We start from the raw sequence: 22,834 nt of genomic DNA, 5'->3' as shown, positions 1-22,834 counted from the left end.
TCAATTATTATTTATTGTTTCAAGAGTTACTGGCCCTAACAATCCTGAAGGCTGTAATTTTGAATTTGGTTTGATATCATCAATAACCAACCAAGTATATTTTTCATCTTCTGAACGTTGTTTGTCTTTTATCAATTGGTTTCTCCAAAGATTCACCACTTCAATTTCTAATTGATTTTCTCCTTTTTTTAGTGTCTCAGATATATTTAGTCGATAAGGAGCCATCCAAACACCGCCTAAATCTTTGCCATTTAATTTTACTTTTGCCATTACTGAAACTTCCCCTAGATTCAAATAGATATCCTGATTTTTAGGCAGTTCATCTATGTTGAAATTAGTTTTGTAAAAGGCAGTTCCTGAATAATATTGTATTTGCTCATCTTCAGAGTTTCTCCAGTCTATTAATTCATTAAATATTATAGGTTCTTTAGGTGCAATGTCTTTATTTTTAAAATCGACTTCGAATGGTGTTTTAATGGTTTTTAACTTTTGATATTCAGGAAAATTTGCAGTATATGCAGGTTTTACTCCAACATTATTATCCTCTTTTACAAACACTACAAACCAACTTTGCACAGCTTTCATTTTTAAGGGTACTTTTATACCTGTATCTGTAATTTCATAATCAGGTAAAGCTCGCATTTCACCATTTACAGCGTCCCACAACTGTGGTTTCATTTTTTTATTCACACGAAAAACAGGAGATAATTCTATAGTTTTATCACTTTGATTAGTAATAAAATAAATATCCATACCTGGCATATTTCTATGTATCCAAAGTATTGGTGTATCCTCTGAAACATCAACATCTTTACCTAAATTTAAATCTGCAAATACTTCAGACAATTCGAAGCCATCCATTACTTTTCCTTTGCCATATTGAACTGACATTTTACCATCTTTATAAGTTCCAGCCCATAACTTGCTTGCAATATTTTTAACTTCATCATCACTAGCAGGATAGTTTTGCAGACTTGGTGATTTTTCCGGCTTTGGACCTAAAACTACTCCTCCTTGTTGTACCAATTGCTCTATTTTTTTTAACAATTGAGGACGCATTGTTTTAAATGGTGGCAATACCATTACCTTATAAGACATCCCATCTGGTAAAACAAAACGACCATCTTTAACTGTAAGTCTATTTAGAATTACTTCTGCATTGATATAATCATAAGAGTATCCTTTAGGGAGTTCTGGTTGACGAACACCAGTCATTATTGGTGCATCTTCTCCAATAAAGTAACACACATCTGCAACATATTTTCCTTGTTGTAAAAGGTGTTGACAGCGACGCAGATAGTCAAAATAGGTATCTGCTTGACTAAACCAAGTGTTGTGACGATTGAATTCTGTACCAAACCAAGCATTCATTCCTGGTTTTCTATTATTATCTGGCTGTTGAATGTACAAATGCAATACAAAATGATTGATGCCTTCTGTTAAAGCCCAATCGCCTCGTTTTTTAAGCATAGCTGGATGCCTTAGATAAGCTTTACGAGACGATGTAAACGCCTCAGCAGAAGTAATGGGTTTGCCATAGGTATGTGATGTTGAAGAAGACGCTTTACATTCTATATTACCCAATGTACCTTCGTTCCAAAATTCTCCAGAAATCAAATCGGATTGCCCACCATACATCATAAATTCTCCTGGAAACCCCCAGTGCCCATAGTTTTCTAACCAGGTTTTTAAATTATGTTTATTACTCGCTTTTCTTAACCCACCTACATACTCATAAGCCACATCATCTGCAATAGAACGACGTAAATCCCATAAAAAGCGTTCGGATTGATCAACACTACCTACAATTCTTCCTGAAAGTACTGGTAAAAATGGTACAGGGTCGTATCCGAATTTTTCTTTGAATTTTACTTCATACCCATCCGTCCAGTTTTGAGATCCTTGTTCGTAACTGTCAGCCACCACATATTTAAAAGCCGATTTACTTTCTTCTGGAATTCGTTTTAACAACTCGCCCACAAAATTATCAAAATGGTACTGTACCAAATCACTATTCATCTTATCAATTTCATAACCAACACCTTGTGGCGCCGCCGGAGCATTTTTTGTACCTGTTGGTGTCATACCCATGCGTATAATTGTCCAGTTTCCTGCTGGTGCATCCCAATTTAGTGTTCCATTTTCATCAAGCTTATGACTTAAATTAATCACCTCATCTGGATTTATAGATAAACTTTGATTTTCAAGTGCTTCCTGTGTTTTAAAAATATAAGTATCCCAATCAGGTTTGGGAGTAGAATGCATCTTTCCGAGTTGTTTCTCGATATATTTATCCAACACTGGTGCTTCAGATATATTAATTTCAGCAAAGCCATATTCCTTTTCCTTACTTACAAAATTGGTACACCTCAATTTGAATTGTTGCGCTTTAGTCTCAGGTAAAACGGTGGCAAAATCTCCTGTTTCAATGGATGCTACATTTGGCGTAATGCGAAAACGATCAAAATGAAACTCTTTAATTGTTTTTTCTTCACCATCTATAATAGCTGATAATATTATATTACATTTGAAGGATCTGCTTGGGATTATAGTAATAGAGCGCGCTGTTATTGGCTGAGAAAGTTGGAAACTAATTTCTAAAGCTTCTCCTTTTTTGAGCTCAAAACTGGTATCATCTTCTTTATTTCCATCATTCAAAATAGTTGTGTTTACATCCTTCCAATTAGCACTTATTTTCGTAGGAATAAATTGTGTACTGTTTTCTTCAATTACCGAAGATTTGAAAGCGAAAGTATGGGTGTCCTGAAATTCCTTTTTAGGTTGTAGTAATTTTAAATAAAGTTGTTTTCCTCCTGAAACTTTCGTTTCACTATACGTAAGATATCGCATAGCTTTTGTATAATCTACCCAAGGCCCGCCGCTTTGGCTCCATCCTGGGCAATTAAATACACCAATATCTACACCAATTCTTTTTCCTTCCTCGACAGCATGTACCATATGACTCCACCATTCTTCACTTAACATGGGTACTTTACCATCTTTGTGAGCAGGATTAATATTCCCTATTAATGCACCACCAATGCCTGCTTTTTTCATCGCTTCTAAATCTTTGGTGATGCCTACTTTAGAAATATCATCATTAATCCAATACCAATAGCACCACACGGAATTATCTTCTGTAGGTAATATAAATTCAGATTTTACTATTTCGTTTTTTTTAGTATTATTACAAGACCATAGGGTAAAAAACAATATTGATGAAAATATTAATATTGTTATATTTTTTTTTAAGAACATATATAAAATTGATTTTACTAATTCTTACGAATTGTTATTTACTTTTTATTAATTTATTTAAATCATACACATCTTCTCTTATAACCCTCAAATTACCAATTATTAAATAATAATCAAATTCATAAACCGTGTCTTTATTGAGTGTAGCCTTGTTTATTGGCGCTATATATGATGTTGCACTATCATAGGCTTCATACCCTGGATCTTTTGCCATTCCAGCCAAAAAGTTAGAACATGTAGGTGTGTATACTCCCATGCCCCATAAATCGTCATTTACAAAAGCCATCCAATTTTCGGTAACCATATTGTTTTTGTATTTGCCCCAAAAACCACTTCGCAGATTCACCACTTTTGGTTTACTTAGAGGCGCACCTGTAAAAGGCTTGTCTCCAAAATAAGAATACAAATTATTTAAAGCTGATATTGGATACACTGCTGGCAACTCTTGGTTGTGCGTTTTTCCTTCGCCATAAATAGTATCTGTTCTGTGGCAAGTTAACTTATTCTGAACTTTAATCACATTACCTTCTAGAGTTGTCCATTGTTCCATGATGGCTTCTGCAGGTTTGTTTTTCATGTCCCATAGCATTGGGATACATTTCACATACAATGTATGGCCTTCTTGTTTATATTCCAGAATTTCTGCTCGGTTACGATAGCAATCGCCTACCTGAATGGGATTCCAAGACCATGGAGACCATGCCTTTTTTTGCCCTTCTTGTTGTCTGTTAATAATGTTACCTCCATAATAGGATTGCTGAATGTATCTCCCCTCATCATGAATATTTACAATATTTCTATCAATATCTGATTTAGAAATGTAAGCTATGGCGCCACCTCTTCTTAAATCTAATTTTAAACGAAGTTCATCATTACTCAATTCCATAAATGTAGGAATGGTAGGATTTGTTAATCCATAAGCTTTTATAATGTTATTGAAAAAGAGTTGTTCTTCACTTAAATCATTTCGAGTTGAACAATATGCCTCAAGAATTTGGATTGCATTGTTGTACTTTCCTCGTAAACCAGATAAAGGCCAATTGCTACCAAATAACACTCGATTTGGACCAAAAGCCTCAAGATTTGCATCTAATAAAGGTTTGTAATATTTTAACTTTTTTGGAGCTGGATTTTTTCCAGAAAGGGTATGAAGCGCAGAAATCTTCATAAATACATTTGGAAAGGATGCCACTTCTTGAAGTGCTTTTTTGTAATTTTCTTCATTTTGCAATACGCCATTTTTTAATTTTACCCCTCCAAAATGATTGACTACAATAGGCATGTTTGGGTATTGTTTAGCGATGGTTGCTACATGTTTTAACCCATTAATTTCAAGTACTAAATTGCGTTTGTCTAATTCTTTTAATTGTTTAAATACTTCAGCATTTGAAAAATCCAATCCTTTATATCTTGGACGAACACCTCTAAACTTGGTATTCTTTTTTAAAGTATCTAAATCACTTTTAAAATTAGCATCTAAAGGATTTAAATTTACTGTAAAACCGAGTATATGCTTTGATTCGCTAGCTATTTGAGATAGCCAAAAGTTATCTTCCCTTCTGGTACTTGCTTCAACAAGATATGCATAGTTAATACCTGATGAATTGGCTACCTCTAAAAAGTCTTTTTCTAAATGCGGACGAAATAGCTCTGGGTTGGTATCTTTATTTTGTTTGTTTAAAAAAGTAAAACTACTGTCTCGATTAATATCGTAAAGGTGAATATGTGCATCTATTCGAGCAGTATTGTTTTGACCCAAAGCGGATAAGACAAACGCCAAAAGCGAAAGAAAAATTACATATACTTTTAAATTAAATGTCATAAAACATTATATCTATTTTGTAACCACATCCCAAACTTTAGAACGTATGGATTTACCGTTTTTATTTTCTACTGTGAGTACCACAGTCCAGTGGTCTGCAGAATTATATTGATGAACAGGATTTTGTTCATTAGAAGTTGTTCCATCTCCAAAATCCCAAGTCCACTTTTCAACGTCACCCACAGATTCATCTTTAAAAGCAAAAACACGTCTTTCTCTATTTACCTCAACAAAAGACCAATTGGCTTGAAGTTCAGGTGCTAATTCCTTTATCAGTGGCATTAATCTAAATGCATTCATAAAATCGGCATCATGAATCATATTAATGTTATGCGAAAGACTTGTAAAATCCTTTCTTTCTTTATTATCATTATCATAATCGATAACACTCCAAGACATAGCAATAATTTCATTTTCTTTAAGCGTTGAAATAGCGGAACGATTGATACCCTCAATAGCGGCATAATCGAATGGTGTAATCCAAAATTCCATTTTAAGTGCTCCAGATTTACCCTGTTTTAAATTATGCTGATAAGCAGCATTAGCATAAGGAAAGTCTTTAATCCAAGGCGTATTACCCCAAACCATGGCCCAGTCCTTATTTACGGCAGGCATAAAAACATGATAGTTTTGAGCATGCGCTCCATGACCTCTAAAGTGCAATTCTTCGATAGGAATATATTTTTTGTTGGCGTTCCATTTTTTTATAAAATTACCACCAGAAACATCGGCGTCAACGACCAATTCAAAAATATCCTGTTTAATATCAAGTTGTTCAAATTCCCAGAAATCATCAAAAACTTCAACATAAAAATATAATCGGTTCAAGTCTTTTACCCATCCCACTTTAACGCTAATATCTAAATCGGTTGCATCCAGATTAAACCCGATACCATTTATACTTTCTTTCATTTGGTCTAAGCCAATGGCATAGGTATCTGGAACCAGATTCCAATCGGAAAAGTCACCATCTATTCGAGGCATTTTGTTTTGTGGAAATTGAAAAATTGGGTAAATCGTATCGCGATTAGTTTGCGCATTGCATATAAACAACCCAGAGCTGAAAACTATAACCAATACAACACAAAACAGTACACGCATATCTATTTTTTATTATGTTCAATTCTCTTTGCTACTCGTAAACCTCCTTTTTGTATCCCTATGTCTTCAGGATGGTATTTTTGTGGGTCGAATGCAGGATTTGCAATTGGCACAACAGCTTTTGTATCTTTTAAATGTGCTTCAATTATGGCATCAAGTTCTTTTACTTTATCTGGATATTTTGCTGTAAGGTTATGCACTTCTCCAATATCTTGTTTTAGGTTATATAAAAAATACTGATGTGTAAAATCTTTTCCGTAATTGAAAACACGAATCAGTTTCCAATCGCCATCATGAACAGCAACAGAAGGTGGTAAACAATTGGGTATTTTAGGATTGTGTGGAAAATAGGTAATGATTGGCCCTCTATCTTGATCTTTTCCTTTTAAGGCTTCGGTAATATCGACTCCGTCAATTTTATGTTTTTTGGGAAATTGAATACCTAGTTGATTCAAAATAGTTGGATAAAAATCGGTAGATTGAATCATCACATCCGATCTAGACTCTGGTACTGTTAGTTTTGGCCATACCACAATACAAGGGACTCTCGTACCTCCTTCATAAATAGTAGCTTTACCGCCACGTAAAGGTCGATTGCTTGTGGGTTCAGTTATAAATTCTTCGCCTGATTGTGAAGTTTCACGGATTCCATTATACATGTTTCCTCCATTATCACTAAAAAAGATAATGGCTGTGTTATCACTAATTCCTAACCTATCTATTTCATCTAACAAACGCCCAACTGCTTGATCTAAAGAATGCACCATAGCCGCATACGTTGGCGAATGTTGTAAATCTGTAAAATCTATTTTAGTCTGGTAATACTTTATCAAACTTTCTTTGGCATCAAAAGGCGCATGCACTGAAAATTGCCAATAGTTCATAAAAAAAGGGGTATTCAAATCTCTAGAACGCAACCAATTAATGGCTTCATCAGCCATACGATCTTCTATATGTTCGTACTCATAATTTGCCTTAAAATTTGGATATTTCCATGGTGCGACAAAACTACCTGCTGGACCGGGACCTGGCCAATGGGGTACGTCCATATCAAAACCATGTTGAATAGGTGTATAGGGTGCTCTACCCAAATGCCACTTTCCAAAATGAGCTGTATTGTAACCATCTGCTTTTAACAATTTTCCTAAAGTTGGAATAATAGTATCTAACCTTGTTACTGGCGTACAGGCAATGGATTTAGAATCTGGAGCAGCTTTTGGAGGTCGCGATGCTTTTAATTGTACATTAGGTTGATGTGCAGCAGGAGATGTAATCCCTGTACGTGCAGGTGTTTGCCCTGTTAAAATACTGGCTCGTGTTGGCGAACATAAGGGACTGGCGGCGTATGCTCTATTAAAAGTCATTCCTCGTGCTGCTAGTCGCTCTAAATTGGGCGTTTCGTAAAATTTTGTTTTACCGTATAGTGTTACATCTGCCCAACCCAAATCGTCGGCCAAAATAAACACAATATTTATTTTATTATTGTCAGTATCTTGTGCTTTTACAGCTAAAAAACCTAAACTAAATATTAAAACGGAGATTACTTTTTTCATTTTGCCTTAATAATTTGAAACGTGTATTCACCTTCCTTTTGAAGTGTTAGGGCGTTAAATGATAATCTGTATATGGTATCGCTCCAAACACCGCTTAACTTTTTTTCGTTAAGTTGAATGGTTTCAATAGAGGGCCTTAACAGATTTGCATTATAAATAAGCTCTACAGTTTCTTCTTCAACTTTAATAATAACTTTACCTGGTGTTTCAATATTAACTTCACCCCAAATCATAAAATTAAGTTGATTAGGTTCTATTGTTTTTTTTAGCGAAAATTTCTCTTTTATACTTAATCCGTTTTCCTTTAATTGATAAGTACGCATCCATGATTTTACACCCGCATGCTCTGGATAGGCTTTGGCAATATCTGTAGTAAAGGTTTTTTTATTTTTATTAAAACTTGAATTAGTTGCTTTAAATTTTGTTCCTGGGCTTTGGGCAACACCATTAATTAAAGGTACATTGTGATAATTACTTTGCATGGTCCAAATAGTATAACGATCTGGCCCAAATGTTTTGGCGGTATAAGAACCTACTCCTGTATCAATAAATATGGGTGTGGCATTTATATAAAACATAAATGACCCAACATCATTATGGTTATGGTTTTCTTGATTATACCCTCCTTTTGTAGCCAGAAAAAGACCTTCCTCATTACTCATAAAACAGTATTCTGTTTTAGGATACCATGAATACTCTTGGACTTTAAAAACGGGATCTGTATTGTCTAGTTCTTCAGATATGGTTGCATTTCTTAAAGCTCTATCAATATCTCTATTGTAAGCAATAGTTGTCTCAGGATTTTCTTTTTTCAAATAGGCGGCAAATTGCATCATATCTTGACTACCTACTGCCTCACCAAAACTGTAAATAAAATAAGGATTTCCACGTCCCTTTGCAGAAGCATCTGCAAAATTAACAACCCAACCATTGCCAACATTGGCGCGATAAACGTATTCTGCCATGGCTTTGATTTCAGGTTTATCGAATATGGAAATTTTTCCGGCTGTTAGTTTTTCTAATAATGACAAATAATCGTACATTTTTCCTGCCGCAACGCCCCAATAGCCAGGACCTTCATCGCAAGCACCGTCTTTATCTTCGTTAATAAACATATCTACAGATTGCATGGAACGATACACAGCTTCAGCCAATTTATCTTTATAATTTTCCATCAACATAAAACACTGCAATACATTGGCATTACACCACGGATTCCAGTTGTTAACTTTCGGCTTTTTATTGGCATAAGGCGGAAGTGCTGTCCACCAATAATTCATATTCATATATGGATCGAGTATGCGCTTTTTTACTTCAAATTGAATACGTTCAGAAATAAGTGGATTGACCTTGTCAAACTCATTTTTAAAAAAATAATGTGCCCAAGATAACATAGCTCCAGTTTGCGAGGAATACAATCCAATTAAGTTTTCGTTTATATCGGGGAAATGGTTTTTAACTTCTTTAGCCGAAATTTTAAAATGTGCTGATAACACCCAACTTGTCATCTCACAATTCATAAATATACCATCAATAATCTGATCTAGAAACCGCCCACTACCCTCAGCCAACTCTGCTAAAATTAACGTACTTAGTGCATCCTGATTATCGAAATAAGGATCTTGCATAGTATTACGATTACCTGTTCTGGTATAATCAAGATAATGAGTTGCTCTAACCACCTGCCAATCATAATCTAAATACCCTTCTCCACTTTGAATCAAGCTTTCTTTATGTATTCCAAACAACTTGTCCCAAGCATTACGATTTGAATAATCTGGATATGTAACCCATTTTTGATCTAATACTAGCATTTCTGTGAGTTCTTCTAGTGTGCAAGACTTGGTCAAAAAGTCTCGCTGTGCAAATACCGAAAAGTGAAAAGCAAGCCAAAGACAAAGTATAAAAACAGGTGATTTCTTCATTATTTAATGTTTACTTTAGCTATTAGATAGATTGATATTTTAAAATCCAAACCATATTTTATTGTTATCGATATGAAGCCTCAAATGCCCAATCTCCAGATTGAACCGTAAACATTAAAAACTTATCATCTTCGGCTTTAAATTCTAGACCGTTCAACTGGTTTTTATTTTTATCCTTTTTCCAAACCATAGTACCATTTACTGTTACTATAGTAATTTCCTTATCAGATTTAGGTATACCGATAATAGCCGTTGTATTTTTCGGGGATTCTAATTTTAGTTGATATGATTTCCTGTCTTTTTTCATATCAATATTGATAGTTCCTTTTACGGTTGGAATCGATTTTTGTATCGATTTAAAGTGCACCAACTCGGGCATAACAGTAAACTCGCTCCACCCGACTTTAGTAGGTTTTACGCCTGCCACATATTTTGAAAATATGGTATTTGAACCATTCCACGCATGATTGTAACTACCTCCTTTTGGAAACATTTCATACAATGTAGTCATCTCCTTTTTGTCTACTTGACTTTGATATTGTACCTTCATTCTTTCTAGAGATGCTTTATATCTACCAGCAATACACATGGCTTCTTCTGCAAGCCACTCAAAATGGGGGCTCGAAAAACGATTTGGAATCAGTACGTTATCAACAATTTGGTTATAATATGCTGGATTTGCAATTCCAGAAACAATAGCTATAGCATTTGCTCTATCATCTTTCAATTTTTCTGAATTCGTACTGTAATATCCATTCTTCCAAAACGCTTTATCAAACGCAGGTTTCATTGTTTTCATTCTGTTTGAATACCATTTTATATGCTCAGGTTTACCTAAAACTTCTGCCATTTTTTTAGCTTCTTTTAGAGCGAAATAGTAAAATGCCATTTGAATGGGCTGCTTATCAGCGGTATTTTTAACACCCCAATCTACCCAATCCCAAGAATCTGGACTTTTACCTTTTCGATATTCTGGCAATCCATTTTCTTGCATTGGAAATAAGGCCAAATAGTCGTACACATAAGGATAGGCTTTTTCTAAAGTTTCTTTATCTCCTGTATTTAAATAATAAGGCCAAATACCTTGCGCTATAAATTGCAAAGTTTGTGCAACCAACTCACGAACTCTTAGAGGCCCTAAAGCTCCCATTACTCCGTTCTCACTAAATGCAGTGGTTTGTAAAATGGCTTTTTTTAATAATTGACGTCCAGCATTATCCATAGTATAAAATAAATAACCTACTTGATCTGCTACGTCACCAATCCATAAAGCCCGTTCTCGGTCTGGGCAATCCATAAAATTATCTCGTGCGCAGACAAACAAGGTGTTGTTTCCCATCCACCACAAACGCTGGTAAAAAGGGTCATCAACTTCAAATTTACCAACCATTTCACCAACACTCATCCATCGGTATTTTAACTCGTTTACTTTTACTCCTTTTGGAATGGTATATAATATTTCATGACCGTTCATCCAAGAAAAACTCTCGAAAGACTGTTTACCGTCTTTAGCAATGTACGTTGCAGTAATTCTATTCAATCTGTTGTCTGTTGTAATAAAAATAGTATCTCCCGCTTTAGCGTCTATTTCTAAATAAGGCGTTATTTGTTTATTGAAAGGCAATATGGCTTTTATGGTCGTTCCATCGCTCACAAATGGGAATTTTGAATCGTCGTAATTTTTATAATTTTGTAATCCATGATTAATTAAGTGCGGAACTATATTTGGTTCTACATTGTACCAAGGTGCAACACCCAATTTTCCTTTTTCAACTGCGAAATTCCAGTTACTATCATTAAAACTTTCTGAATACCAAGCTTTATCTGACCAATCGTTTAAAGCTTTAGAAGCATTAAATTTTACAGAATACTGCACCAAAGATTTACTAGCTGGTTCAATTGTATTATCATAGCCTGGGTGTTGTAAGACTTTCCAAGAACTATCTGAAACTACATTTTGCTTACCTATCTCTGATGAAAACAACAAACCACCTTTCCCACTATCTATGTGCGTTCCTTTGTGTGTTTCACGTCCCCAATACCATACTAAAATGGCGATGGTATTTTTTCCCTTTTTTAAATAGGGCTGAATATTTACGGTTTCGTACCAAGAGTTTGCAGGTGTTATGTTTTCTTTACGATTCCATGCTCCTGATTGACTTGGTCCTCTTGATAAACCGCCTTCAAATAAAACCATTTCTCCATTTATCCATAGCCAGAATTTGCTATCTACTGAAATATAAGCTTCAACAACCTCTGGAACTTCATCGATTGTGACTGTTTTACTAAAACTCATCCAAGTATTGGATGGTCCGTCTTCTTCTTGCCAAATCCATTGGGCATTTTGCCAATTTGGGTTGCCGCCAAAAGCTGTTACACTTAATGTTAAAAAAAGAAGTACAGTTATATACTGAATAAATTGAACTGTTTTGGGTTTTGTTGCCATTACTGATTACTTGTATTAAGTGCTTTATTTGGTTTGAAACCGAAAACTAACCAAAGTTTACATAATAGTTATCCTGTAATGTCATGGACTAAAATGAAATTTTAACAAATTCTAACTACTCTTAGGTTCAGTAAACTTCCCAATTTCTCAATTTTACTAGCTATATGCCCAACACCAATAGCGCAATGATGTGAAGGCCCTTGTTTAGACCATTGGTTCATAAATGCTCTGGCTCCTATTGAAAAACGGTAACGGCTATTGGTATTTCCTATATGAAGCACTGGACCTTCTACAGATTCGCCTTCTGCGACTAATAAAAACACATCATCTTTACCTTCTACTACTGAAAGCAACGTCACGGGACCATGTTGCACTGTCATTTGAATAGATAAGCCTTTTCCTGGTTTGCCATGATATACTGGTAACGGTACCAATTGCACTTTCCCTTCTGCAATTGCAAAATGCGCTGGACCATCATGACCTAACATAACGATATCATCATTAAAATCCATGGCATAAAACTCAGAAAACGAACCACCAACACCAAAGGCATCCATGATTTTCATGGCTTGGGCATTTTTCACTTCGTACTCTCCTGCAACTGGAACATTTTTACCTGTTAGTAGCGTATTTCCTGCGATGACAGATGTTACTATATTTTCATATTCGTTAGCCGTTTCCCCTTCATAATAATAAGCCATAGACCCCAAATTATGATTTTCAACCAACTTATCTAATGCTATAGAAGTTTTAGCAGCGCGCTCTAATTCTGATTGTTCACAGGCATCAATAACTTCAAAAATACTTCGAAATTCAGCTATTTTTGTCTCTATCTCTTCCGCGGTTACAGCATCTCGATATTTTTTAACTTCACACATTTCAACAATTTCTATATGTGTCCCAAAAGCTGAAGATTGCTTGGTTAAGTCTGAATACACATCAAGCATGCCACAGTAATAATGTCCTAAAACGCCGAGTCTGTTATTTCGCATTATAGCCGCCACCTTAGCTGCATCTATCCAGTCTTGGATATCATCCCAAACCGATTGTTCATCCAAATAACCAGTAACAAATTCATAATCAATTCCTGAACGATTGAGTACATTAGCAAATTCAGGTACAGAGCATGCTTGACAATGTGCCAACCATTCACCTGTCATTTTACCTCTATCACCTAGTTTATTGAAGTTCTCGTAATCAATGGCTGCTACGGGTTGAATATTTAAAATTATTACAGGGCATTTCACTTTTTGTACCACAGGTAATATTGTAGATGACAAAGCATAAGTAGATACATATAAAAATAAGATATCTACATCTTCTGTTTTTAATATCTGTGCTTTCTCTCTTGCTACCTCAGGAGAATCTACCAAACCAACATTTATCACTTCGGCCCCAAAGCCTTCCATCTTATTAGCAATTTGCTGTTGATAACCTTCTAAACGTTCTAATAAACCTTCAAACTGAGGCCAATAGGTATCTAACCCGATACCAAATAATCCTACTTTCATGTATTAATTTTTGTTATAAATTTTTATTTCTTTTATTGAGGGTGCTTTATCTGCTTCTTCAATAAATATTCTACACTTATTAGAAGTTACCTTCTCAAAATTGTGTTCTTTATTTTTACCACATTTAGTGCCGTTTACCAATATAACCCATTCATTATTATCAAAATATTCAATGGTATACTTTGAAATATGGTCTCCGTTTTCATCAACAACCACTTTGTTAAAGGCTTGTGGCTTCACCCATTCCACCTCTAAATATTGATTTGTTGTACCATTGGCAAGCCATCGGGTTTCTTCGTTGTTATCATTAGCTTTGAAGGCTTCAAATCCGGGTAGTTTTTCTGTTTCAATAAACATAGATGAGGCATTCATCCTACCAATAGATGCTAAATTGCTTGGTGAATCTATTGGGTCTGGAAATTCTGTTTTTGGTAATGCATTCACTTTAAAATCATAAACACCTGACGCTACATTGTATATGATGTAATTACCAACCGCTTCATTTTTTTCTGAACCGACATATTCAACACCTTCAGATTTCTCAGCTAATTGTTCACCTTCATAAATATCATGTTTATCATTTGAAGGCAAATACACCTTAGCCGAAGTGTTTGCTGGAATTTCAATATGAAACGAAGCACCATTATCTTCTTTTTTCCAATTCACAACTACCTTTCCATACATAGATTGATACTCGGTATTTGCAAAAGTTAAGTCGCCAACTACAGCAGGTTTAATAAGCATGTGCTGCATACCTGGTTGTTCTGGATTGGGACGAATACCACCAAATCCTTTTATAAAATAGCCTCCAATACCTGTATAACAGGTATGTATTTGACTATTACCAATGGCAGACCATCGTTCTGGCCAAACGGTTTTACCTTGTTCTAAAAAGTAACCATAACTAGGGTGATGCTTGTCTTGTAGTAGCTCATAAATCAAATCCATACGCTCTCCAGATTCTGTAAAATATCGAGTATAAAGGGCTTGCCCTGAACTTCCTGTATCGTAATAAGGAAATTTATAGAGTACATTATCTTCCAAAACAGCTTCTACTTTTTCTCTTTCTGATGCTGGTGTTACCCCTGCCAATAATGCAAATGCTTGATCTACTTGATACCCCTTTACATATTTACCTGTTTCTGGATGATAAGACAATTTATGAGTAGCTTCTCTTTGTACTTTTAGCCTATTTTTATAGGTATTTGCATCTTCTTTTTTACCTAAAGCTTCTGCTATATGCATCGCATTATCTAACATAAAAGCATACAAACAATTATTAAAATGAACGGCTTCAGGGGAATTACTGCTTGTCCAAAAATTACCTCTTGGTGTACACCAATCACCTAAACCAGGGAATTCTCTTGCACCTTGTTTTCCTGCTTTTAAAGCGCCTCCTGTTTTGTACTTTGAATTATCATAGAGCCATTGCATCCATTTTTGCATAGACTCGTAATTATCTTCTAATACCTTTTTATCTCCCAACATTCTATAGGTTTCCCATACAGTTAATGGGCTATTGGCTTTCCACATTAAAAACGGACGATCTTCTTCATTTATAACACCCCTGATTTGACCATCATACAACTGAGCATCTCGGGTATATTGTAAATACTGATCCATATAAGCACCACTTTCAAAATTGGGTAAAGCATCGCCGTACATGGCGGCTACTGTAACTTCTCCCCAACCTCGACGTTCTCTGTGTGGGCAGTCAACTAAAATACCATCCATAGTATTAGCCAAATACGTATTTAAATTGATTTGATAAATTTTATTGAGTTGCTCATTTGAGGATGTAAATTTGCTAATTCGCTTACGATTATTAGTAATAACATAACCCTTAATATCTTCTAATTTAGGCTCATAGTTCAAACCATAAGCGGTAATCCATCGTCCTCCAGCCACATTAAATCGGTTTTGGAATTTTCCTTGTCCTGATTTACCATAGATATATTTACTCTTTTGGTTCCAGTTCATGACCACTTCCGTTTGATCACTAATTTTAAACGTAATAGAATCGCCTTCTACACCATTATACAAATCCATTTCAAAGAAACCGGTGTAGTTTTCTCCCATATCTACACGATAGGTACCGTCTTCATTTTTATCAATAGCAATAGCTTTTATCTCTTTAAATTTAACTTGTGGCTCTACTATTTGCGCACTTAGAGTAGTTTTAATAGGACTGTATAAGGCGCGAACTTTTCTATCTTTTTTACTATTTATAGCAAAATTAATGTTGTTTCCTTTAGCTATTTTTGCATTTAATGCTTCATGCTTATAAACAACTGCATGCTCCCAATTCGTATCATCATAGTCTGATGTATTCCAATTGTCCTCACGTTTTCTATCGTCAATAGTTTCACCGCCAAAACGCAAAACATCCCAATCACCAAAATACTCGCTATGGCTCTTTTTAGTTATCCAAGTTTCGTCTGTACTTAGCGTTATCTCCTCATTCTCTGTTTGAATTTCGGCTTGCGCTTTAAACACAAAAGGGATATTTCTGTATTCTCTAATTCGTCGCCATCTAGACCAACCTGCAGCATGCCAAACAGCAATCACATTATCGCCTTTCTTCAGTTTATCCGAAATGTCATAAGTTAAATAAGGAATCCTTTTTTTCATGTATGATGATACTGGATTCAACACATTATCCGTAATTTTTTCACCATTTACATATAATTCATGATAACCGAAAGAACCCACAAACACAAATGCCGAAGATGGATTTTCTTTTAATTCAAAATTCTTTCTATACCAATTATGGTCTGTCTTTTCTTGGTCTGGTTTCATAATCCAATCCCCTTTCCAGTCAGATTGGTTTAATAAGCCCATAGAAAATGTAGCGGGTTCACTCCAATTTGAAGCGATTTTATCTCTATCCCAAATTTTTACTTTCCAGAAGTACTGTTTCGCTGATTCTAGAGCTTTTCCTTGATAATTGATATTTACCGATTGGTTGGTTTCAGTTTTACCTGAATCCCAAACATCACCATTATTGCTTTCCAAATTTTCTAAAGTACTAGACACTAAAATTTGATACGCCGATTGTTTCTGACCCCTTGTTTGCACATCTTCTAAAAGTTTCCAACTTAACCTTGGCGCCGTGTTATCAATACCCAAAGGGTTTGATTTATATTCACATTTAAGGTCCGTAACCTTTACTTGGGAAGGTTTCGTATTACAACTGCCAAACAGATTAAGAACCAATACAATGATTAGATAGGTTCCAAAATTCCTTAGATACTTCATTTTAACACTTTGATTTTTTATTTTGAATCTGATATACGTATGATGTGTTTACCCGATGATACATTAAATACATTAGCACTAACTGATGTATTATTTAATTTGATTTGTTCTTTTTTATAGTAAGGTAACTGCACAATAGCTTCTGATTGTTCTGGCACCGAAATAGTCCAAACAACTTTTGAATCTTCTTTTTTCCAATAACTTTCTATGGTGCCTTGCGGCGATTTGTGCGTTACCTCAACCCAATCTACCCCTTCAAGAAACGTTGGTTTTAAATAGAACTTTTTAAATCCAGGGTATTCTGCATTAGGTCTGATGCCTCCTAAACTTTCATGAAACGAAGCAGCAAATCCACTTTGCATGGGATGGTTAAATGAGTGTCGATAATACCGTTTAGTTTTATCCCAATTATTAACACCCTCCGGCCATACAGTTAAATCGTGCTCCTCGGTCATAAATCCTAAACTTGGATAATCAGTAATACTCCATAAGTGCTTGGTTATGGCATCATGTCCATAATCATTCAGTACAGTGTAAAGTGGACGATGTCCAAATATACCCGTGCTGTAATGCCCCTTTTTATCTCTCATTATAATGGTAGCCAAATTATCAGCGACCAACTGCTCCAAGCCTTCAGGAACTAAACCAGAATATATTGCAAAAGCATTACCCGTTTGAGAACCATATGATTTCGTTTCTGCATTAAAAAAAGTTTGATTAAAAGCGGTCTTTACCATTTTGGCTTTTTCAGCATAATTATTAGCGGCTTCTCTTTTTTCTAAAACCATTGCCATTTTTTCCATTGATACTAAAGACTGATAATACAACGCGGTAGACGTCAAAGCTGGTGCTGTATCCATTTCTGGATTACCTCCAGGAGGACACCAATCTCCAAATCCGCCGTTTATAATACCATCTTCTTGTACTTTTTCATCTAAATAGGCCATCCAACCTTCCATCATCTCCCAAGCGCCTTGAATAATTGACTTATCGCCATAATACACATACGAAAACCATGGTACCATAATGGTGGCAGCCCCCCAGTCTGGTCGTGCTTGTAAACAGAGACGCTTTCCAACGGAAATATTTGCAGGTGTGCGCGCATCATAAGGAAAAGGGTCTTTAAAATGTGCCTGCGATACCCCTAAAACCGTTTCCATATCAGACGATGTTTTTTGCCACAAACACTTCAAATCGAAGTTAAAACTAGCTGCTTCGGCAACCACGTAGGCATCACCCATCCAAGCACAGCGCTCGCGATGTGGACAATCACTTAACAACCCTTGAATATTATCTTCAATGGTCCACATGGACACCTCATAAAATTTATTGATAAGCATATCAGAACATTTAAACGTCCCTATACGTTCTGCATCGGTGCGTACTAGCCAACCCGTAAATTGACTTAAATCTGGCTTTTCACTGAGTCCTTCAATTTGAACATAGCGAAAGGCATGATAGGTAAAACGGGGTTCCCAAGTTTCAGTTCCATCACCCTTACAGATATATATATCGGTTTGGGTATTTCCAGTAACGTGAATACCAGTAGATGCAGGGTCTATGTTTTGTTTATTGGGCATGAGATGTTCGGCAAAACGCATTTTTACAACAGTACCTTCCTTTTCTTTTACGGAAATGGCTAACCAACCCGTCATGTTTTGCCCCATATCCAATATCCAACCCTTTTCCGCTTTCCAAATAGAAATAGGTTTAATTGGTCTGATCTTTCGCATGGGTTCTAATTCCTGCTTAATCAAAGTATTTTTAGGTACTTCCATTAATTCTGCAGTATCCCATGATGTATCATCATAATTAAAACTGCACCAATCTTTAATTTCCTCTCTGGCATCATAAGTTTCTCCATGGTAAATATTATCAAAAAGAATAGGACTGCTATGAACTTTCCAGCTTTCATCGGTTACAATCTGCTCCTTTGTTCCGTCTTTATAAACTATGTTTAATATTAATATTGCTCGAGGTTTGCCGTATGAAAGTCCAGGTGAAAATGCCATATTTTGCCCATAAAACCCATTACCTAACATTACTCCCAAACTGTTGTTTTTACGAAGCGCTTCGGTTACATTATGACGTACATAAAAAGCCCGCTTGTTGTATGAGGTTTGTGCAGGGTCGAGTACACGGTCCCCTACTTTTTCACCATTTAAATACAGCTCATAAAGCCCTAATCCACAAACGGCTACTTCTGCATATGACACTTCTTTAGTTATTGAAAATGATTTTCTTAAAAGCACAGAAGGATGGGTTTTGCGTCGAGTTACTTTTAAGTCTTCCTCTTTAGGGACCCAAGTATTAATATCCATGGGGGGTTGGTTGCGCACCAAATCTCTCGCAGCCCATTCTTCAGGGCGATGGTCTTTGGTGTAGCCAATCCATTTTGCATCATTCCACTTTATTGAAGTGATTGAATCAACCTGAGCACTTAATACATTTGATTGCAAATAGCTATTTAATAGAAAGCATATTGCTACAAAACGTATTACTAAAATTGTATTTTTCTTTAAAGTTGTCAATTTCATTAATTTAATGTTCATTTGAATTATAAATTTCAATTTCTGAAATTTCAGGAATATCATTTGAAGCAATTATTAGAATTCTACATTTTGACGTGGTTACTTCTTGAAATTTGTGAGTCTTGTATGTACCGCAAGATGTGTCTTCTGCCAAATCAATCCATTCTCCATTTTTAAAGTACTGAATTTTATAGTTTGAAATATGATTGCGCTTTTCGTTTATGATAATTTTATTAAACGTTTGTGGTTTAAACCATTCTACCTCTAACCATTCGTTTGTGTTTGAACTGGCTTTCCAGAACGTTTTTTCGTTTTCATCATTTGCTCGAAAGGCTTCAAAAAGTGGTAGTTTTTCAGAATCAATGGTCATTGTAGAAGCGTTTATACGCCCTATTAATGCCAAGTTATCAGGTTTATTTATTGGGTCTGGGTAACTTACTGTGGGTAATTCTGAAACTTCAAAATCATAAATACCAGAAGCAACTTCAAAAATGATATAATTTCCAACGGCATCACTTTTTTCTGAGCCTATATATTTAATACCTTCTGATTTTTCTGCACTAATACAACCCTCAAAAACAGATTCAATTCGGTTTGCTGGAATATAAACTTTAGCAGATGTATTTACAGGAATTTCAATATGAAAAGCGGCTGCTTCATCATTTATTTTCCAATTCGATACTATTTTGCCATATGTAGATTGAAAGCTTGTATTGGTGAAAGTTAAATCACCTACAGGGGTGGGTTTTACTATAAACTGTTGCATCCCTGGTTGTTCAGGGTCTGGACGAATACCCGCAAAACCTTTTATAAAATAACCTCCAATACCCGTGTAACACGTATGAATTTGACTATTCCCAATTGCCGACCACCGCTCAGGCCATACCGTTTTACCTTGCTCTAAAAAGTAGCCATAGCTCGGGTGGTGTTTATCTTTCAGTAATTCATAAATTAAATCCATACGCTCTCCATGTTCTATAAAATAGCGGGTGTAAAGGGCTTGCCCAGAACTACCAGTATCATAGTATGGAAATTTATAAAGTATTTGGTCTACTAAATTATTGTAAACCTTTTGCTTTTCTGCTTGTGGTGTAACTCCGGATAACAAAGCAAAGGCTTGATTTACCTGATGACCTTCGCCGTACTTTCCAGTTTTTTCGTTATATATTTCTTGGTGCGTTGCTTTTCGTTGCACCGTTAAACGGTCTGCAAATAATTTTACATCTTCTTTCTTATTCAGCGTTTTTGCTATTTCTAAAGCCGATTCGAGCATATAGGCATACACGCAATTATTGAAATGTTCAGACTCAGGAGAATTACTCGATGTCCAAAAATTGCCTCTAGGTGTACACCAATCACCTAAACCCGGAAATTCTAAAGTGCCTTGTGCACCAATTTTAAGTGCACCACCAGTATCATAATCTGAATGTTCATAAAGCCAATGCATCCATTTTTTAAGTGTAGGGTAATGATTTTCTAATAATTGTTTGTCTCCCAACATACGGTAGGTTTCCCAAATAGTAATAGGGCTGTTGGCCATCCACATTAAAAACTCAAAATCGTCGCCATTTATTACCGCTCGCATTTTACCATCATCGGCCTGTGCGTCTTGCATAAACTGTGCGTATTGCATCATATAGGCCCCACTTTCAAAATTTGGCAATGCATCACCGTACATAGCGGCTACAGTAACCTCTCCCCAACCACGGCGTTCTCGATGTGGGCAATCTACCAAAATACCATCTATTGTATTGGCGATGTAGGTATTCAAATTCACTTGGTAAATCTTGTTCAAAAGCTCACTTGAGCTTTTATATTTACTAATTTGTTTTCGGTTGTTGGTAATAACGTAACCTTTTATGTCTTTTAATTCAGGTTTATAATTAATCCCATAAACCGTTACAAAGCGACCTCCAGCCAAATTAAATCGGTTAGTAAAATGTCCTTCTCCGGTTTCATCATAAATATATTTACTACGCTGTTCCCAAGAAGTGGACACCTCTTTATGGTCGGCTATTTCAAAAGTAACCGTATCACCTTCTTTACCATTGTGCAGGTTCATTTCAAAATAACCTGTATAATTTTCGCCCATATCAATCACATAATTACCTTCTTTATTCTTTTCAACACCAACAGGTTTAACCTCCTTAAATTTTACTTGTGGTTCCACCATTTGTGCACTTAGAGTTGCGGTAATTTTACTTATTGGTGGGTTAGCATCTGTACTTGGTGCTCGTATAGCCCCTTTAGGTCCCAAATTGATATTGGTTACTTCAACATCTTGCATATCTGTTTCATCAAAAACAACAGCATTTGCCCAAGCACTGTCATTATATTCTGCAGTATTCCAATCTTCTTCTCGTAAACGTTCGTCAATAATTTCGCCACCAAAATCCAAAATATCCCAAGAGCTATGGTAAGCACTATAGCTTTTTTTACATTTCCACGCCCCATCTGAAACTAAGGTGATGTTGTCGTACCCCATATTAATATTGGCCTGAGCTTTGAAAACAAAAGGCGGGTCGAAATATGCTTTTATGCGACCCCATCTTGCCCAACCTGCGGCATGCCAAATACCAATGACATTATCACCTTCTACCAAATAATCTTTTATATTGTAAGTAAGATAAGGCAGGCGTTTTTTCATAAAGGAATTTACAGGATTCATAACTTCATCTCCAACTTTTTTGCCATTTACATATAATTCATGATAGCCAAAAGAGGCCACATGAATGAATGCGGATTGAGGCGTTCTTTCTAAAGTGAATTTTTTTCTATACCAATTATGGTCTTTTTTGTTTTGGTCTTTTTTGTAAATCCATTCGGCTTTCCAATCTTCTGGGTTCAATAAGCCCATTGAAAACTTGGCGACTTCACTCCAATTGGATTCTAAATTATTAGCATCCCAAATTTTCACTTTCCAGAAATACTGTTTTCCAGATTCTAAAGGTTTTCCTGAAAACTCAATGTTGACCGATTTATCCGCTTTAAATTTACCTGAGTCCCAAACATCACCTTTATCATTTTTTAATCCTTCAATATTACTAGACACTAATATTTGATAAGCGGTTTGTTTTTGTCCTCTCTGGTTGTTTTCATCAATTAATTTCCAACCAAATCTTGGCATTGTATTATCGATACCGAGAGGATTTGTACGGTACTCACATTTTAAATCTTTAACTCTTAAAAGCGATTGCCCACAAGAGACACATATTAGTCCACTTATAATTATTAACAATAATATAGAACTTGGAAAAATGCTGCCAGCGTTCTTTAGTTTCATGCGATATATTATTTGGTTTAGTTTGAAAGTAATAAATAAAACTAAAAACACATAGATTACTATCCTGTCCCCTCCCGCAAGATTTCAATCCACTTCATTTATAACTTGTTTGTAAATTTCTTTTGATTTATCCAAATTCACAATTA

10 protein-coding genes are annotated in these 22,834 nt (G+C 35.6%); all 10 read right to left on the bottom strand.

Going from position 1 to position 22,834, the window contains the following annotated elements; all coding sequences use genetic code 11:
- The 10 genes from BMY39_RS11060 to BMY39_RS11015 all read right to left on the bottom strand — a co-directional run bounded on the left by BMY39_RS11060 (position 1) and on the right by BMY39_RS11015 (position 22,688).
- The gene (locus BMY39_RS11060; protein ID WP_245738267.1) at positions 1 to 3,213 is read right to left on the bottom strand and encodes a glycosyl hydrolase; all 3,213 of its coding nucleotides are present in this window, start codon (positions 3,211 to 3,213) and stop codon (positions 1 to 3) included.
- A 79-nt stretch (positions 3,214 to 3,292) separates the two neighbouring features.
- A complete protein-coding gene (locus tag BMY39_RS11055; protein ID WP_092579604.1) occupies positions 3,293 to 5,080 on the bottom strand; it encodes an amidohydrolase family protein in 1,788 nt (595 codons plus the stop codon).
- A 12-nt stretch (positions 5,081 to 5,092) separates the two neighbouring features.
- A complete protein-coding gene (locus BMY39_RS11050) occupies positions 5,093 to 6,064 on the bottom strand; it encodes a PKD domain-containing protein (protein WP_218141001.1) in 972 nt (323 codons plus the stop codon).
- 119 nt (positions 6,065 to 6,183) lie between these two features.
- The gene (locus BMY39_RS11045; RefSeq protein WP_092579600.1) at positions 6,184 to 7,734 is read right to left on the bottom strand and encodes a sulfatase; all 1,551 of its coding nucleotides are present in this window, start codon (positions 7,732 to 7,734) and stop codon (positions 6,184 to 6,186) included.
- On the bottom strand, positions 7,731 to 9,659 hold the full coding sequence (locus BMY39_RS11040) for a heparinase II/III domain-containing protein (protein WP_092579598.1): 1,929 nt from the start codon (positions 9,657 to 9,659) through the stop codon (positions 7,731 to 7,733). Before BMY39_RS11040 ends, BMY39_RS11045 begins: the two co-directional genes overlap by 4 nt.
- Before the next feature lie 64 nt (positions 9,660 to 9,723).
- Entirely contained in the window at positions 9,724 to 12,105 is a 2,382-nt protein-coding gene (locus BMY39_RS11035; protein WP_092579596.1) for an alpha-L-rhamnosidase-related protein, read from the bottom strand.
- A gap of 101 nt (positions 12,106 to 12,206) precedes the next feature.
- Positions 12,207 to 13,616 (bottom strand): L-fucose/L-arabinose isomerase family protein, encoded by a 1,410-nt coding sequence (locus BMY39_RS11030; protein ID WP_092579594.1) that lies wholly within the window; start codon positions 13,614 to 13,616, stop codon positions 12,207 to 12,209.
- A 3-nt stretch (positions 13,617 to 13,619) separates the two neighbouring features.
- Positions 13,620 to 16,874: a family 78 glycoside hydrolase catalytic domain gene (locus tag BMY39_RS11025; RefSeq protein ID WP_092579592.1), complete on the bottom strand. Its 3,255-nt coding sequence runs from the start codon at positions 16,872 to 16,874 to the stop codon at positions 13,620 to 13,622.
- 17 nt (positions 16,875 to 16,891) lie between these two features.
- On the bottom strand, positions 16,892 to 19,411 hold the full coding sequence (locus BMY39_RS11020) for a family 78 glycoside hydrolase catalytic domain (protein WP_177176590.1): 2,520 nt from the start codon (positions 19,409 to 19,411) through the stop codon (positions 16,892 to 16,894).
- A gap of 4 nt (positions 19,412 to 19,415) precedes the next feature.
- Positions 19,416 to 22,688 carry a family 78 glycoside hydrolase catalytic domain gene (locus BMY39_RS11015; RefSeq protein ID WP_092579588.1) on the bottom strand — a complete coding sequence of 1,091 codons (3,273 nt, stop codon included), beginning with the start codon at positions 22,686 to 22,688 and terminating at the stop codon, positions 19,416 to 19,418.
- Positions 22,689 to 22,834 lie beyond the last annotated feature (146 nt).

Origin of the sequence: Hyunsoonleella jejuensis, assembly GCF_900111025.1 — a bacterium.
In the GTDB taxonomy this organism is placed as follows: Bacteria; Bacteroidota; Bacteroidia; order Flavobacteriales; family Flavobacteriaceae; genus Jejuia; species Jejuia jejuensis.
The sequence above is the reverse complement of the archived record's forward strand: the minus strand, read 5'-3'. Positions and strand labels throughout refer to the sequence as shown.